Origin of the sequence: Arthrobacter sp. CAN_A1 (genome assembly GCF_015751665.1) — a bacterium.
Lineage (GTDB): Bacteria > Actinomycetota > Actinomycetes > Actinomycetales > Micrococcaceae > Arthrobacter_D.
In genome coordinates, this window is the sequence record NZ_JADOUR010000004.1 from 168913 (window position 1) to 184026 (window position 15114).

Sequence of the window (15114 nt, forward strand, 5' to 3'; positions counted from 1 at the left end):
ACCTTTCGGGCCCGGGCGGCGAAGGTGAGCTGAGGGATCAGGAGAACCAGATACCGATTTCGCGCTGGGCCGACTCGGTCGAGTCCGACCCGTGGACGAGGTTCTGCTGAACCTTCAGGCCCCAGTCCCGGCCAAGATCCCCGCGGATGGTGCCCGGTGCGGCGGCCGTCGGCTCGGTGGCGCCGGCGAGGGAGCGGAAGCCCTCAATCACCCGTTCGCCTTCGAAGATGGCCGCAACGATAGGCCCGCTGAGCATGAACTCAACGAGTGGTTCGAAGAAGGGCTTGCCCACGTGCTCGGCGTAGTGCTCTTCAAGGAGATCGCGGGTAGCGGACACCAGCTTCAGGTCCGTGAGGGTGTATCCCTTGGCTTCCACCCGGGACAGGATGGTCCCGGTCAGTGCGCGGGACACGCCGTCGGGCTTGATCAGTACAAGAGTGCGTTCAGCGCTCACAGAAGTCCTCCAAAGTGTTGGGTATGGCCACTGGAACTCTACTAAAGATTAGCCCCGGGCTCCGACCCGCCCTCGGGGTTGGCCCGTTCCCATTCGGCTTGCTGGCGGTCCCGCTCAACGTTCTCGGCATCGAGTCGCCTGCCGGTCCGGATCCCATACAGCCAGGTGAGGGCGAACAGCACACCGATCAGGAACATGGTGGGCTCGATAAACCCGGTGGCAATGATCAGCAGCTGAAGTGCCCAGCCGATCGCAATACCGTAGGGCTTGGTAAGAAACGCGCAGGACGCCACCAGCGCGAACGCAAGGACCACGCCGACCGACAGGATCAGTGCGGGCGGAATAGTGTCGCGGAGGAGACCAAAGGCGGCGAGGGTAGCAAACAACACCACCAGAGCCTCCAGGGTGAGAACCACCGAGGCAAAGGTCACCTTGATCGAACGCCGCTTCTTCGGCGTTCCGGGCCGCCACTCCCGCTGTGCCTTGGTCATGCGGCGCTTTCGATTGTGCTCCATAGTCAACCCGCCTTACTTGCCCAGCAGGGTGCGGGCCTCCCCCACCACCGTGATGGAACCGGTGATGAGGATGCCTCCTGCAAGGTCGTTGTTTTCCTCGGCCTTCATGACCGCCCATTCGAGGGCGTCGTCGAGGCGTTCGGCGATGTGGACATGTTCTTCGGCGAATCCTGCCGCCAGGGCATCCTGGAGGAGGTCAGCGGCGGGGATTGCGCGGGGCGAGTTCGACTGGGTCAGGCAGATGTCCTCGAGAATTCCGCCCAACTCCTCGTGCAGCTCCGCCAGGATGGCTCCCGCGTCCTTGTCCTGCAGCACACCCACAACCAGGATAAGCCGGCTGAAATCGAAGGCCTCCTTGACGGCCGCCGCGGCCGCCTTGGCACCGGCCGCGTTGTGGGCAGCGTCAACGATGATGCTGGGGGCGGTGCGGACCACCTCGACCCGCCCCGGCGAGGTGACGGTCCGCAGCCCTTCGCGGACTACCGCCGCGTCGAGTTCCCGGCTACCACCACCGATGAACGCCTCCACGGCTGCGACGGCGACGGCGGCGTTCTGCGCCTGATGCGCGCCGTGCAGGGGCAGCAGGAGCTCTTCGTACCGGCCCGCGATGCCGTTGATGGACAGGACCTGCCCCCCAACCCCCACGGTCCGGGTTTCGACGCCGAACTCCACTCCTTCGAAACGGAACTCGACACCGACTTCCCGCGCCTTCTCGAGGAGCACTTGGGCGGCCTCCTGGTGTTGGGCAGCGCTGATCAGGAAACCGCCGGGTTTGATGATGCCCGACTTTTCCAGAGCAATGTCGTATTCGGTGTCGCCGAGGAGCTCAGTGTGGTCCAGTGAGATCGGCGTGACCACCGACACCTGGCCGTCGCCCACGTTCGTGGCGTCGGTGATGCCGCCAAGGCCCACCTCAATGATGGCGACGTCGACGGGTTCGTCGGCGAAGACAGCGAACGCGAGGATGGTGACACTCTCGAAGTAGGTCAGCCGGGGGTCCCCTTCCGCCTCCAGCTCGGCGTCAATGATTTCCAGGAACGGCCTGATCTCGTCCCAGATCCTGACGAAGGTTTCGTCGGAGACCGGTTCGCCGTCGATGCTGATGCGCTCGGTGACCCGGCTCAGGTGCGGGCTCGTGTAGCGGCCCGTCCGGAGCTCGTGCGCCCGCAGAATGCTTTCGACCATCCGTGCGGTGGACGTCTTCCCGTTGGTACCGGTGAGGTGGATGATCGGGTAGGCCTTGTTCGGTTCACCCAGGATTTCCATGGCCCGGAACATCGGTGCCATCCGTGGCTCCATCTTGTTCTCCGGTGCACGGCTCAACAATTCCGCGTAGACGCTCTCAACCGAGAACTGATCGAAAGCTGCTGGCTCTGAGCCCATCGGCTCGGGGATCTGTTGGCTCATGAGTGCCTCTCTACTGTCACTGTGAACTCGCCGGCTGCTGGCTCGCCGTCTGCCGACGCCGAGGCGACGACCCGCAGTTCGTGGGTGAGCGTTTCCGCTTTGATGAGTGCTGCGTTCGACGTCAGGGCGTCGACCAGTTCGGGTGCAGCGCCCAGGGTGGTGATGATCCTGTCGCTGATGTGGAGGTCCGCGTCGCGCCGGGCCTGCTGGATGGCACGGATGGCATCCCGCGCCGAGCCTTCGGCCGCAAGTTCCTCGGTCACCACGGTGTCGAGGACCAGGAAACCGCCGCCCGGCAGGACCGTCACGGCCTTGCCGGCGTTGTCACCGTCGTCAGCAACAACGGTCTCGAGCGTGTATTCGTGGGGTTCGAGCGGCAGCCCTCCCGCGGTCACGGCACCGTCCGCGGAGACCGACCAATCGCCGGACTTGGCGGCCTTGATGGCTGCCTGCACGTTCTTGCCGAGGCGCGGTCCTGCCGCCCGGGCGTTCACCACAAGCTGCTGCACGATCCCGAACTCCTCGGGCGACGCATCCTTCGCATCGAGCAGCCGAACGGTCTTGATGTTCAGCTCATCAGCGATGATCCCCTGGTATTGGCCCAACAGGTCACCGGCCGACGGCGCTACGACCGTCAGGTTGGACAGCGGCAGCCGGACGCGGAGATTCGCTGCCTTGCGCAGGCTGGACCCGGTGGAACAGATCTGGCGGGTGCGCTCCATGTGTTCGACAAGCTCCGCAGCGTCAGGGAAAGCTGTTGCCTCGGGCCAGTCCGTCAGGTGCACCGAGCGACCGCCGGTGAGTCCACGCCAGATCTCCTCGGTGACCAGCGGAAGCAGCGGGGCAGCGGCACGGCACACGGCTTCGAGGCAGGTGTAGAGCACGTCGAAGGCATCGGTGTCCTCATCGAAGAACCGCTGCCGGCTGCGCCGCACGTACCAGTTGGTCAGGGTGTCCAGGTAGCGGCGCAGCGCCTCGCAGGCGTCGCTGATGTTGAACCCATCCAGCGCTGCGGTGGTGTCCCGCACCAGGTTTCCGGTGTAGGCGAGGATGTAGCGGTCCAGTGGCTCGGCGAGGCGGTCGGCCTGTTCCGGGCTCACCGTTTTCGCCTCGTAGCCGGCGCCACCGGCAGCGGCGTTCGTGTACAGGCTGAAGAAGTGCCAGACGTTCCACAGCGGCAGGATGACCTGCCGCACCCCGTCGCGGATGCCCTGCTCGGTGACGATCAAGTTACCGCCGCGCAGCACGGGGGACGACATCAGGAACCAGCGCATGGCGTCGGCGCCGTCCCGGTCCAGGACCTCGGTGACGTCCGGGTAGTTGCCCAGGCTCTTGGACGCCTTCTGCCCATCGTTGCCAAGGACGATGCCGTGGCTGATCACGTTGCGGAACGCGGGCCGGTCGAACAGGGCGGTGGACAGCACATGCAGCATGTAGAACCAGCCGCGGGTCTGGCCGATGTATTCGACGATGAAGTCAGCGGGGTTGTGTGACTCGAACCATTCCTGGTTCTCCATCGGGTAATGCACCTGGGCGAAGGGCATCGACCCGGAGTCGAACCAGACGTCCAGCACATCCTCGACGCGGCGCATGGTGGACTGACCGTCCTCGGGCGACCGCGGGTCGTCGGGGTTGGGTCGGGTCAACTCATCGATGAACGGGCGGTGCAGGTCAGGCTCCCCTGCCTTGTTCAACGGCAGCCGGCCGAAGTCCGCCTGGATCTCGGCGAGCGATCCGTAGACGTCGGTGCGCGGATAAATGGGGTCGTCGGACTGCCAGACCGGGATGGGGCTGCCCCAGTACCGGTTGCGGCTGATCGACCAGTCCCTGGCGTTGGCCAGCCACTTACCGAATTGTCCGTCCTTCACGTTCTCCGGGATCCAGTTGATGCCCTGGTTCAGGTCCACCATGCGGGCCTTGATCTTGGTGACCTCAACAAACCAGGACGACACGGCACGGTAGATCAGCGGGTTGCGGCACCGCCAGCAGTGGGGGTAGCTGTGCACGTAGCTGGCCTGGCGGACCAGCCGGCCGCCGTCCTTCAGCACCCGGGTGATGGTCTTGTTGGCGTCGAAGACCTGCAGTCCCACGATGTCAGCGAGTGGCCCGTGCCCGTACATCGGGAGGAAGCGGGCTCCTTCGTCCACGGAGAGGATGACCTGGATGCCAGCCTCCTCACAGATTTTCTGGTCCTCTTCGCCGTAGGCAGGCGACTGGTGCACAATGCCTGTTCCGTCGGTGGTCGTCACGTAGTCGGCCACGAGGAAGCGGAACGCGTTGCGGTAGCCGCCCTGCTCCGGGTCGGTGAGGTAGTCCCACAGTGGTTCGTAGCCCAGGTCGGCCAGGTCGGCGCCCTGCAGGGTCCGTTCGACGGCCGCAGTGGCCTCTTTCGCGGAAGCGTAGCCCAGGTCCTTCGCATAGTTGCCCAAGAGGTCGGCGGCGATCAGGAAGCGCCGCTCGTCGTCGGCCAGCGCCGGTCCGGCGGGAACCACTGCATAGGCGATGTCCGGCCCGACGGCGAGGGCCGCGTTGGTGGGCAGGGTCCAGGGTGTGGTGGTCCACGCAAGTGCGTGGACTCCGGCGAGCTCCTGGGACAACGCCGAGCTGCCACCCAGGAGAGGGAACGTGACGGTGACCGTCTGGTCCTGGCGGTCCTGGTAGACGTCGTCGTCCATCCGCAACTCATGGTTGGACAGCGGCGTCTCGTCCTTCCAGCAATACGGCAGCACGCGGTAGCCGTTGTAGGTGAGGCCCTTGTCGTACAGGTTCTTGAAGGCCCAGATGACCGACTCCATGTAGTCGATGTTGAGGGTCTTGTAGTCGTTGTCGAAGTCCACCCAGCGGGCCTGGCGGGTGACATAGTCCTGCCATTCGCCGGCGTACTTCATCACTGAGGAACGGCAGGCATCGTTAAACTTGTCGATGCCCATGGCTTCGATCTGCGCCTTGTCGCTCATGCCCAGCTGCTTCATGGCTTCCAGCTCGGCGGGCAGGCCGTGGGTGTCCCAGCCGAAACGGCGTTCCACACGGTGGCCGCGCTGGGTCTGGTAACGGCCCACCAGATCCTTGGCGTAGCCGGTCAGGAGGTGACCGTAATGGGGCAGCCCGTTGGCGAACGGGGGGCCGTCGTAGAAGACGAACTCGTTGGAGCCATTCTCGCCGTCGGGCAGATCGGCGTGGCGCTGGTCGATCGACGCCTGGAAGGTACCGTCAGCGTCCCAGTACTTGAGGATGCGTTCCTCGATCTCAGGAAACCTCGGCGAAGCCGAGGACGAACCGAGGGAAGCCGAGGACGAACCCAGGGATGCCGAGGACGAACTCAGCGACGCTGAGGAGGAGACGGAAGCGCCAGCGGCGCTGTCAAGACTGGTGGCCTTGGGGTAGATCTGTGGCATGTTGTTCATCCTGTAGGCAAGGTGTGGTTCATTACCTGCGAGGACGTGTCCACACAGCAGGGTCAGCCTGCAACCCCGCGTTGAACCCGCGGTACCACCTCACTTGCCGCCAGCAAGAGGAAATCCTCCCACGGCTGCCACTTCGTGACCGCTGTGACGGGCTTACCCGTCCGGCTCTACTGCCCCGCTGTACGCCTGATGGGTGATCCGTCTGGCGCACGGCGAAGGTTCTTCCGGAAGCTCACCGGTGATGGCCGGGTCAAAGCTGTTGCTATCAGTCTAGCGGAAACTGACCGCCGCGCGCTGGTCTGTGGTGCACCCGGGACTACTGCTTCCGGATCACCTTGTGCGCTGCAGCCTGTGCCAGCGGGCGGACCACGATCTCGTCGAGGTTCACATGATGGGGCACCGTGACCGCGTAGGCGACGATGCCGGCGACGTCCTCGCTGGTGAGCGGCTTCTCGACGCCGTCGTACACCTTTGAGGCGGCATCGGCGCTACCCAGCCTGTTCAGCGAGAACTCCTCGGTGTGCACCATGCCGGGCAGCACCTCGACCACGCGGACGCCGTGCTCTGCTTCCTCCAGCCGGAGCGCCCGGGTCATGGCCCGCTGCGCAGCTTTCGCCGCATTGTACCCGGCGCCACCCTCGTACGACACCATGCCGGCGGTGGAGGTGAGGTTCAGGACAGTGCCGCCATCGGTCTGTTCCCTGAGCATGGGGAGGAACGCCCTGATCATCTTCATGGTGCCGACCACGTTCGCCTGATACATCCAGTCCCAATCGGCGGTCTTCGCGTCGACCATCCGCTCGGCGCCGCGTGCTCCCCCGGCAATGTTGATCAGCGAATCAACTCCCCCGGCGTCGGCGACGATGCCCAGCAGCCGGTCGACGTCGTCGTCCAGGGTAATATCCGTTGGCACAGCGATGGCCCCGGTTTCGGCGGCGAGCTCCTGAAGTCGGTCGGCGCGACGGGCGACGGCGAAAACCCGCCAGCCCTGGGCGGCGAGCAGGCGGACCGTGGCCTGCCCGATACCCGTGCTCGCTCCGGTGACAACTGCTGCTCGCTGGGATGGCGTGATCTGGGTGGAAGTCATGGATCCAACTTATCGTGAAACAATTGGCCCCATGGCTGAACACACTCCGGGCACAGACACGCCCGCAACAGTAAATGTCCCTGACAAACCGGTCCTCGAGGGTCTTGAGTCCCGGCTCGCCGCGCAGTGGCGGGCGGAAGGTACCTACACCTTTGACCCCGAAACCTCCCGGGCGGAGGTGTATTCGATTGACACTCCCCCGCCCACCGCGTCCGGTTCGCTGCACGTGGGCCACATGTTCTCCTACACCCAGACTGACGTCGTCGCCCGGTACCAGCGGATGCGCGGCAAGAACGTGTTCTACCCGATGGGCTGGGACGACAATGGCCTGCCGACCGAGCGCCGCGTCCAGAACTACTACGGGGTGCGCTGCGATCCGTCGGTCGCCTACAACGCCGGCTACACGCCTCCTGCCGAGCCACCCAAGAACCAGCGCGACTTCGACGCCGTGTCCCGCCGGAACTTCATCGAGCTCTGCGAGGAACTCGCGGTCCAGGATGAGCTGGTCTTCGAGAACCTGTTCAGCACCCTCGGCCTCTCCGTGGACTGGAACCTCACCTACCGCACCATCGACGACACCTCGCGGGCCGTCAGCCAGCGCGCGTTCCTGGACAACCTCGCCGCCGGCGACGCCTACCTCGCGGAGGCTCCCACCCTGTGGGACGTCACCTTCCGGACAGCAGTAGCGCAGGCGGAACTCGAGGATCGGGAGCAGGCCGGCGCCTACCACCGGATCGCATTCCACACCCCCGGCGGGGAAAAGATCTTCATCGAGTCAACCCGCCCCGAGCTGCTCCCCGCCTGCGTGGCGTTGGTGGCCAACCCCGACGACGAGCGGTACAGACACCTGTTCGGCACCACTGTCACGTCGCCGCTGTTCGACGTCGAGGTGGAGATCAAGGCCCATCCGCTGGCGAAACCCGACAAGGGCACCGGCATTGCGATGATCTGCACATTCGGTGACCTCACCGACGTGATCTGGTGGCGCGAGCTGCAGTTGCCCACCCGCGCCATCGTGGGCCGCGACGGCCGCATCCGGTCTGAGACTCCCGACTGGATCAGCACCGACAAGGCGCAGGAAAACTATTCGGCCATCGCCGGTAAGACAGTCTTCAGCGCCAAGGAGGGTGTTGTCACCCTCCTCCGCGCCAGCGGGGAACTGGAGGGCGAGCCGAAGAAGGTGGTCCACCCGGTCAACTTCTATGAAAAGGGCGACAAGCCCCTGGAAGTTGTCACGAGCCGCCAGTGGTACCTCCGCAACGGTGGACGCGACGAAGCCAAGCGGGAAAAGCTCATCCAGCGAGGCCGGGAAATCGACTTCCACCCGGCGTTCATGCGGTCACGGTACGAAAACTGGATCGAAGGACTCAACGGCGACTGGCTCGTGTCCCGCCAGCGTTTCTTCGGGGTGCCCATTCCGGTCTGGTACCGCCTGGACGCGGACGGCGAACCGGAGTACGAGACCCCGATCGTTCCCACCCACGATGCGCTTCCCGTGGACCCTGCAGCCGAGCCTGCGCCGGGGTTTGAGGAAAGCGCCCGTAACCAGCCGGGCGGTTTCGTGGGCGAGAACGATGTTCTTGACACCTGGGCCACCTCATCGCTGACGCCCCAGATTGTGGGCGGCTGGCCGAAGAACCCCGACCTGTTTGCGAAGGTGTTCCCGTTCGATCTGCGCCCGCAGGGCCACGACATCATCAGGACCTGGCTGTTCTCCAGTGCCGTCCGTGCCGATGCGCTGCAGGATTCCGCGCCATGGCGCCACGCTGCGCTGTCCGGCTGGATCCTCGACCCGGACCGCAAGAAGATGTCCAAGTCCAAGGGCAACGTGGTGGTCCCCACCGACGTGCTTGAGGAGTTCGGGGCCGACGCCGTCAGGTACTGGGCCGCGTCAGCGAAACTGGGCGCCGACACAGCGTACGAAATCGCGCAGATGAAGATCGGCCGCCGGTTGGCCATCAAACTGCTGAACGCGTCCAAGTTTGTGCTGAACCTCGGCGCCACCGAGCACACGGTCCTCACCGATGACACGTCGGTAGTCACTAACCAGCTGGACCTCTCCCTGCTGGCCCAGCTGGCCCAGGTCATCGACGCGTCGACTGCCGCGTTCGAGAAGTACGACTACGCCAAAGCGCTGCAGCTCAGCGAGTCGTTCTTCTGGTCCTTCACCGATGACTATGTGGAGCTGATCAAGGACCGCGCCTACGGTGCGGCGGGCGAGGCGGAGCAGGCGTCGGTGCTCGCCACCCTCGCCACGACCCTTGACGCGCTGCTGCGGATGTTTGCGCCGTTCCTGCCATTCGCCACCGAGGAAGTGTGGAGCTGGTGGCGCAGCGGATCGGTACACCGGACCGAGTGGCCGACGTCGGGCCACCTCGCCGGCACGATCCGCACCGCCGACACCGGCGTGCTGGGCACCGTCGCCCTCGCACTGGGCGGCATCCGCCGGTCGAAGTCCGAGGCGAAGGTGAAGCAACGCACCGAGGTGCTCAGCGCCGTCGTCAATGGTTCTGCGGCTCAGTTGCGCCAGCTCAACGCGGGGCTCAATGATCTGCTCGCGGCAGGCAATGTGCGCGAACTGCATCTGGCTGAGGCCGAGGGCGAACTGTCGGTCTTCGAGGTGGAGCTGGCTCCGGTCGAGGCCGTCTGACTCGGCCCGCTCCGGGTTAGACGCGAGAGGCCCCGCAGACCAGACGGTCTGCGGGGCCTCTCGTGCCTGCTGCCTACTTTTTAGTGAGAACTGGCTAGTCGAACCCTGGCTAGTCGAAGACTGGGGCCTCGGTGCGTGAACGCTTCAGCTCGAAGAATTCCGGGAACCCGGCGAGGGTGACGGCGCCGTCGAAGATCCGGCCGGCGTCCTCGCCGCGGGGAATGCGGGTCAATACCGGACCGAAGAATGCGGTGCCGTTGAAGGCGACGACGGGCGTGCCAACTTCGTCGCCCACCCGGTCGATTCCGTCCTGGTGCGAGGCGCGGAGCTGGGTGTCGTATTCGTCGCTCGTGGCGTAGTCAGCGAGGTCGGCGGGAAGTCCAACTTCCTCGAGGGACTCGCTGATGACGACGGCGAAGTCCTTGTTCTTTCCCTGGTGGATCCGGGTGCCCATGGCGTCGTAGAGCTTCTTGATGTTGTCGTTGCCGTGGAGTTCAGCTGCGGCGATGATGACGCGCACCGGTCCATAGGCCTGCTTCATGAACTCCTGGTATTCCTCAGGGAGGTCCCGGCCGGCGTTGAGGACGGCGAGGCTCATGACATGCCAGTCCACCGTGATGTTGCGGACCTTTTCCACCTCTTCAATCCAGCGGGAGGTAACCCACGCGAAGGGGCAGGCCGGGTCGAACCAGAAGTCGGCTTTTTGGACACTGTCAGTAGGAAGAATCGTTTCAGTCATGTCCCGTACAACCCGGACGTGCACCGGACTATTCCGGCCACAGGTTTAAGACGACGTCGGTCAGGCCGATTTGTTCCGGCGCTTTGCAACGACGTCGTGCGAGATGAGCGTTGGCTCAGCTTTCTTGCCGACCACATCTTCGGTGATGACCACCGTGGCAATGTCGTCCCGGCTTGGGAGGTCGAACATTACCGGCTGGAGCACTTCCTCCATGATGGCGCGTAGCCCTCGGGCACCGGTGCCGCGCTCCAGCGCCTGGTCGGCGATAGCTTCGAGAGCCTTCGGCTCAAAGGTCAGCTCAACACCGTCGAGCATGAACATCTTCTGGAACTGCTTGATCAGCGCGTTCTTGGGTTCGGTCAGGATCTGCATCAGCGACTTCTGGTCCAGGCTCGTCACCGTGGTGATGACCGGAAGCCGTCCGATGAACTCGGGGATCAGCCCGAACTTCAGGAGATCCTCCGGCATCACATCGCCGTAGCTGGCCTCTTCCATCTTCAGCGAGCTCAGTGGCGCACCGAAGCCGATGCCCTTGCGTCCCGCACGGGAACCGATGATCTCTTCGAGACCCGCGAACGCACCGGCAACGATGAACAGCACGTTGGTGGTGTCGATCTGGATGAATTCCTGATGGGGGTGCTTGCGACCACCCTGGGGCGGCACCGAGGCGACGGTGCCTTCAAGGATTTTCAGCAGGGCCTGCTGGACTCCCTCACCGGAAACGTCGCGGGTGATCGACGGGTTCTCGCTTTTCCGCGAGATTTTGTCGATCTCATCGATGTAGATGATGCCCTGCTCGGCCTTCTTGACGTCATAGTCAGCGGCCTGGATGAGCTTGAGGAGAATGTTCTCGACATCCTCGCCCACGTAGCCCGCCTCCGTGAGGGCAGTGGCATCGGCGACGGCGAAGGGGACGTTCAACCGGCGGGCCAGCGTCTGGGCAAGGTAGGTCTTCCCACAGCCGGTCGGGCCGATCAGGAGGATGTTCGACTTGGCGATCTCGACGTCTTCAGCAGGCACCGCATCCGACAGGTTCCCTGTATTGCGCGGGGTGTGGCCCGACTGGATCCGCTTGTAATGGTTGTAGACGGCGACGGCGAGGGAACGCTTCGCTGGTTCCTGACCGATGACGTATTCCTGGAGGAAATCGAAGATCTCGCGGGGCTTCGGGAGCTCGAAGGTGCCCAGGTCGGCTACCTCGGACAGCTCCTCCTCGATGATTTCGTTGCAGAGGTCAATGCATTCATCGCAGATATAGACGCCGGGTCCGGCGATCAGTTTGCGGACCTGCTTCTGGCTTTTCCCACAGAAAGAGCACTTGAGCAGATCTGTGCTCTCACCAATGCGAGCCATGTGTCAGTCCCCTTACGTGGATCTGTTGAAATCGTCAGCCGGTGTCCAAGCTGCTGGCTCCGGGCTACCTTCCACTCTAGGACAATTGAGGCTGCTAATCAGCATCAAAAGGCCCGTGGTGCGTTTGTTTCGCACCACGGGCCCCGGTCTTGCCAGAAGCTGGTTATGGCTTGTTGATCTTCGGCGGGGTCATCTTGCGTGAAGTGAGGACCTCGTCGACCAGCCCGTACGCCTTGGCGTCCGCAGCCGTGAGGATCTTGTCACGCTCGATGTCGATGTTGACCTGCTCCGAGCTCTTGCCGCTGTGCAGTGCCAGCGTGTCCTCAAGCCAAGTGCGCATCCGCATGACTTCGTTGGCCTGGATCTCCAGGTCTGACGCCTGGCCACCCTGGCCGCCGCCGAGTGCTGGCTGGTGGATCAGGACGCGGGCGTTCGGGAGGGCGAGCCGCTTGCCGGGCGCCCCGGCTGCCAGCAGGACGGCTGCCGCGCTGGCGGCCTGTCCCAGGCAGACGGTCTGGATTTCGGGCCGGATGAACTGCATCGTGTCGTAGATGGCCGTCATGGCCGTGAACGATCCGCCCGGGGAGTTGATGTAGAGCGTGATGTCGCGCTCAGGGTCGGTCGACTCCAGGACCAGCAGCTGGGCCATGACGTCGTCGGCCGAGGCGTCGTCAACCTGTACGCCGAGGAAGATGATGCGATCCTCGAACAGCTTGGTGTACGGGTCCTGACGCTTGAAACCGTACGGGGTGCGCTCTTCGAACTGCGGAAGGACGTACCGGTTGGACGGCATCTGGGGTGCGGTGCCGCCTGCTGCGGCTCCAAAATTGTGGTTCATGGTCTCTCCTGGGTGGTCTCTGCTGTGAGGGGTAGGGGCGCAGGCCGCAGCGGTTAGTCGCGCTGCGTGCCGCCGCCGCCCGATACCGAGGTGGCGTGCGCAGCGATCTTGTCGAAGAAGCCATACTCAAGGCCTTCCTGAGCGGTGAACCACTTGTCGCGGTCGTTGTCCTTCAGGATCTTCTCGACCGTCTGCCCGGTCTGCTCTGCGGTGAGCTCAGCCATGACCCGCTTCATGTGCAGGATCAGTTCCGCCTGGATCCTGATGTCGGAGGCGGTGCCGCCGATACCGCCGGACGGCTGGTGCATCAGCACACGGGCGTGGGGGGTGGCGTAACGCTTTCCCTTGGTGCCCGAGGACAGAAGGAACTGTCCCATTGATGCGGCGAGCCCGGTGGCGACGGTGACGACGTCGTTGGGGATGAACTGCATCGTGTCGTAGATGGCCATCCCTGCGGTGACCGATCCGCCGGGCGAGTTGATGTACAGGAAGATGTCCTTGTCGGGGTCTTCCGCCGAAAGAAGCAGCAGCTGGGAGCAGATAGCGTTGGCGTTGTCATCCCTGACCTCGGAGCCGAGCCAGATGATGCGCTCCTTCAGGAGCCGGTTGTAGATGTAGTCGTCCCGGCCAGCGGGGTCTACGGTCGCCATGGTCGGCGTGGTGGGTTCGATTGCCATTGGAAGTTAGCCTCTCACTCTGGTTGGTCTGCCGGGTGCCGGCAGCCGACCGTTTGTCTCTCATTGGACAGTAACTTGTTTGGGGGTGCGTTTGATCCCGCTGTGGAGGCTGTTCGCTGACGGCGCACCAGTGCGGGGCTGCTCGAGTTAACGGCTGAGGGCCGCCCTCCCACTGGGAAGACGGCCCTCAATCGTGAAGGGTGGGACTTAGGCCTTGCTGGACTCTTCGTCAGCTGCGGCTTTGGCCTTTGCAGGCTTCTTGGGGGCAGCCTTCTTGGCGGCTGGCGCCTTGGCTGCTGGCTTCTTCTCCGCCGCAGGCTTTTTCTCCGCCGCAGGCTTCTTGGCTGCTGCCGGCTTCTTGGCGGCTGCCTTCTTGGCTGGCTTCTTCTCGGCCGGAGCCTCATCCTCGGACGAGGCGTCATCTGCTTCGTCGCCGGAGCGGACAAAGTCACTCAGGTCGACGACGGCACCGGAGCTGTCCTTGACGACGGCGAGTTCCAGCACCTTGGCGAGTGCCTTGCGGCGTCGGACTTCTCCGACGATCATCGGAACCTGTCCGCTCTGGTCCAGCATCTGGGCGAACTGGTTGGGCTCCATGCCGTACTGGCCGGCGGTTGAGACGATGTAGTCGATCAGCTCAGGCTGGCTGACACCGATTTCTTCCTTCTCGGCGATCGCATCGAGGATCATTTCGTTGCGGAACGCCTGCTCGGTGTTCTCGCGGATCTCGGTGCGGTGCTCTTCGGTGTCGTGACCTTCAGCCGCGGCGTGGGCGCTCTCGCCGGTGAAGTGCTGTTCCAGCTGGTCATCGATGAACGCTGCGGGAACCGGAACCTCGATGAGCTCGATGAGCTTTTCGAGGACCAGGTCGCGTGCTTCCACACCCTGCTCGGTGATCTTTTCGTCAGCCGCGCGCTTGGTGAGGTCGGCGCGCAGTTCGGCGATGGTGTCGAATTCGCTGGCAAGCTGGGCGAAGTCGTCGTTGGCCTCGGGAAGCTCACGCTCCTTCACAGCGCTGACCAAAACCTTGACCTGCGCCTTGTTGCCGGCGTTCTCGCCGTTGGCGAGGGTGGTTTCGAAGATTGCGTCCTCGTCGGCGCTGAGCCCCGTGACGGCCTCGTCCATGCCCTCGAGCATGGTGCCGGAACCGATCTGATAGGACACGTCCTGGGCGGCGTCAACCTCTTCGCCGTCAACGGTCGCCACCAGGTTCACGGTGAGGAAATCGCCGTCGGCAGCTGGGCGATCAACGGCGGTCAGGGTGCCGAACCGGCCGCGCAGCTCGTCAAGAGCCTTGTCGACGTCGGCGTCGGATGCCTCAGCGGCTTCGACGGTAACCTCAAGGCCCGAGTACTCGGGCAAGCTGATCTCCGGGCGAACGTCCAGCTCGACGGTGAACAGCAACTGTCCGTCCTTCGCGGCGGGATCCGGCACTTCGGTGATCTCCACCTCGGGGCGGGTCAGGGGCCGGATTCCGGTTTCCTGAACGGCACTCTGGTAGAAGTCATTCAGACCGTCGTTGATGGCGGTCTCGATGACGTAGCCGCGACCCACACGCTGGTCAATCAGCTGGTTGGGAACGCGTCCCTTGCGGAAGCCCGGAACCTGGACCTGTGCGGAGATGGTCTTGTAAGCCGCATCGATGTTTGGCTTGAGCTCCTCGAAGGGAACTTCAACATTGAGCTTCACTCGCGTGGGAGTGAGGTTTTCGACAGCGCTCTTCACGGCGTAGTACTCCTGAATGATTGAAGATGAATGACCACACGGCGTCCGTGGAATTACCGGAACGGCATCCGCGGCGATAATGCAGAGTCGGGGTGACAGGAGTTGAACCTGCGACTTCCTGCTCCCAAAGCAGGCGCTCTACCAAGCTGAGCTACACCCCGTAAGTGCAGCCATTAGTCTACGTAACTTTTGCTCCAGTTGCACATTTGTCTAAACGGCACCGACTGTGGTGTAGTTATAGGCGTTCCGACGGCCTGAGCCACGA

Annotated in this window: 11 protein-coding genes and 1 tRNA gene; 1 reads left to right on the forward strand and 11 read right to left on the reverse strand. The window is 63.9% G+C overall.

Annotation, left to right across the window (positions count from 1 at the left end):
- Positions 1 to 37 precede the first annotated feature (37 nt).
- From ndk to IWX62_RS06670, 5 genes are all read right to left on the reverse strand, one after another.
- Positions 38 to 454, reverse strand: a complete 417-nt coding sequence (ndk, locus tag IWX62_RS06650) for a nucleoside-diphosphate kinase (protein ID WP_196840590.1) — start codon at positions 452 to 454, stop codon at positions 38 to 40.
- Positions 455 to 495: 41 nt separating this feature from the next.
- Positions 496 to 969: a DUF4233 domain-containing protein gene (locus IWX62_RS06655; protein ID WP_333483247.1), complete on the reverse strand. Its 474-nt coding sequence runs from the start codon at positions 967 to 969 to the stop codon at positions 496 to 498.
- A 12-nt stretch (positions 970 to 981) separates the two neighbouring features.
- A complete protein-coding gene (locus IWX62_RS06660; protein WP_333483248.1) occupies positions 982 to 2376 on the reverse strand; it encodes a bifunctional folylpolyglutamate synthase/dihydrofolate synthase in 1395 nt (464 codons plus the stop codon).
- Positions 2373 to 5780, reverse strand: coding sequence for an isoleucine--tRNA ligase (gene ileS / locus IWX62_RS06665; protein ID WP_442859240.1), 3408 nt, complete (start codon positions 5778 to 5780; stop codon positions 2373 to 2375). The genes IWX62_RS06660 and ileS overlap by 4 nt, the downstream gene beginning before the upstream one ends.
- A gap of 316 nt (positions 5781 to 6096) precedes the next feature.
- Positions 6097 to 6867: an SDR family oxidoreductase gene (locus tag IWX62_RS06670; RefSeq protein WP_196840591.1), complete on the reverse strand. Its 771-nt coding sequence runs from the start codon at positions 6865 to 6867 to the stop codon at positions 6097 to 6099.
- 31 nt (positions 6868 to 6898) lie between these two features.
- On the opposite strand from IWX62_RS06670, the gene valS reads away from it, so the two are divergent.
- Positions 6899 to 9517, forward strand: a complete 2619-nt coding sequence (gene valS, locus IWX62_RS06675; protein WP_196840592.1) for a valine--tRNA ligase — start codon at positions 6899 to 6901, stop codon at positions 9515 to 9517.
- A 109-nt stretch (positions 9518 to 9626) separates the two neighbouring features.
- Here the strand turns inward: valS and IWX62_RS06680 are convergent, their stop codons facing one another.
- The 6 genes from IWX62_RS06680 to IWX62_RS06705 form a co-directional block, all read right to left on the reverse strand.
- On the reverse strand, positions 9627 to 10256 hold the full coding sequence (locus tag IWX62_RS06680) for a mycothiol-dependent nitroreductase Rv2466c family protein (protein WP_196840593.1): 630 nt from the start codon (positions 10254 to 10256) through the stop codon (positions 9627 to 9629).
- Between the two features lie 60 nt (positions 10257 to 10316).
- Complete coding sequence (clpX, locus tag IWX62_RS06685; RefSeq protein WP_196840594.1) at positions 10317 to 11609, reverse strand: ATP-dependent Clp protease ATP-binding subunit ClpX; 1293 nt, start codon at positions 11607 to 11609, stop codon at positions 10317 to 10319.
- A gap of 163 nt (positions 11610 to 11772) precedes the next feature.
- Positions 11773 to 12447, reverse strand: coding sequence for an ATP-dependent Clp protease proteolytic subunit (locus IWX62_RS06690; protein ID WP_196840595.1), 675 nt, complete (start codon positions 12445 to 12447; stop codon positions 11773 to 11775).
- Between the two features lie 53 nt (positions 12448 to 12500).
- Entirely contained in the window at positions 12501 to 13097 is a 597-nt protein-coding gene (locus IWX62_RS06695) for an ATP-dependent Clp protease proteolytic subunit (RefSeq protein WP_196840696.1), read from the reverse strand.
- Between the two features lie 234 nt (positions 13098 to 13331).
- Positions 13332 to 14849 carry a trigger factor gene (gene tig / locus IWX62_RS06700; protein ID WP_196840596.1) on the reverse strand — a complete coding sequence of 506 codons (1518 nt, stop codon included), beginning with the start codon at positions 14847 to 14849 and terminating at the stop codon, positions 13332 to 13334.
- An 87-nt stretch (positions 14850 to 14936) separates the two neighbouring features.
- Positions 14937 to 15010, reverse strand: a tRNA-Pro gene (locus IWX62_RS06705).
- Positions 15011 to 15114 lie beyond the last annotated feature (104 nt).

Bases quoted from the DNA above. Each gene is read 5' to 3' on its own strand.
- IWX62_RS06660 (WP_333483248.1), bottom strand. From the start codon at position 2,376: ATGAGCCAACAGATCCCCGAGCCGATGGGCTCAGAGCCAGCAGCTTTC.
- clpX (WP_196840594.1), bottom strand. From the start codon at position 11,609: ATGGCTCGCATTGGTGAGAGCACAGATCTGCTCAAGTGCTCTTTCTGT.
- ileS (WP_442859240.1), bottom strand. From the start codon at position 5,780: ATGAACAACATGCCACAGATCTACCCCAAGGCCACCAGTCTTGACAGC.
- IWX62_RS06690 (WP_196840595.1), bottom strand. From the start codon at position 12,447: ATGAACCACAATTTTGGAGCCGCAGCAGGCGGCACCGCACCCCAGATG.
- valS (WP_196840592.1), top strand. From the start codon at position 6,899: ATGGCTGAACACACTCCGGGCACAGACACGCCCGCAACAGTAAATGTC.
- IWX62_RS06655 (WP_333483247.1), bottom strand. From the start codon at position 969: ATGGAGCACAATCGAAAGCGCCGCATGACCAAGGCACAGCGGGAGTGG.
- IWX62_RS06670 (WP_196840591.1), bottom strand. From the start codon at position 6,867: ATGACTTCCACCCAGATCACGCCATCCCAGCGAGCAGCAGTTGTCACC.
- IWX62_RS06695 (WP_196840696.1), bottom strand. From the start codon at position 13,097: ATGGCGACCGTAGACCCCGCTGGCCGGGACGACTACATCTACAACCGG.
- IWX62_RS06680 (WP_196840593.1), bottom strand. From the start codon at position 10,256: ATGACTGAAACGATTCTTCCTACTGACAGTGTCCAAAAAGCCGACTTC.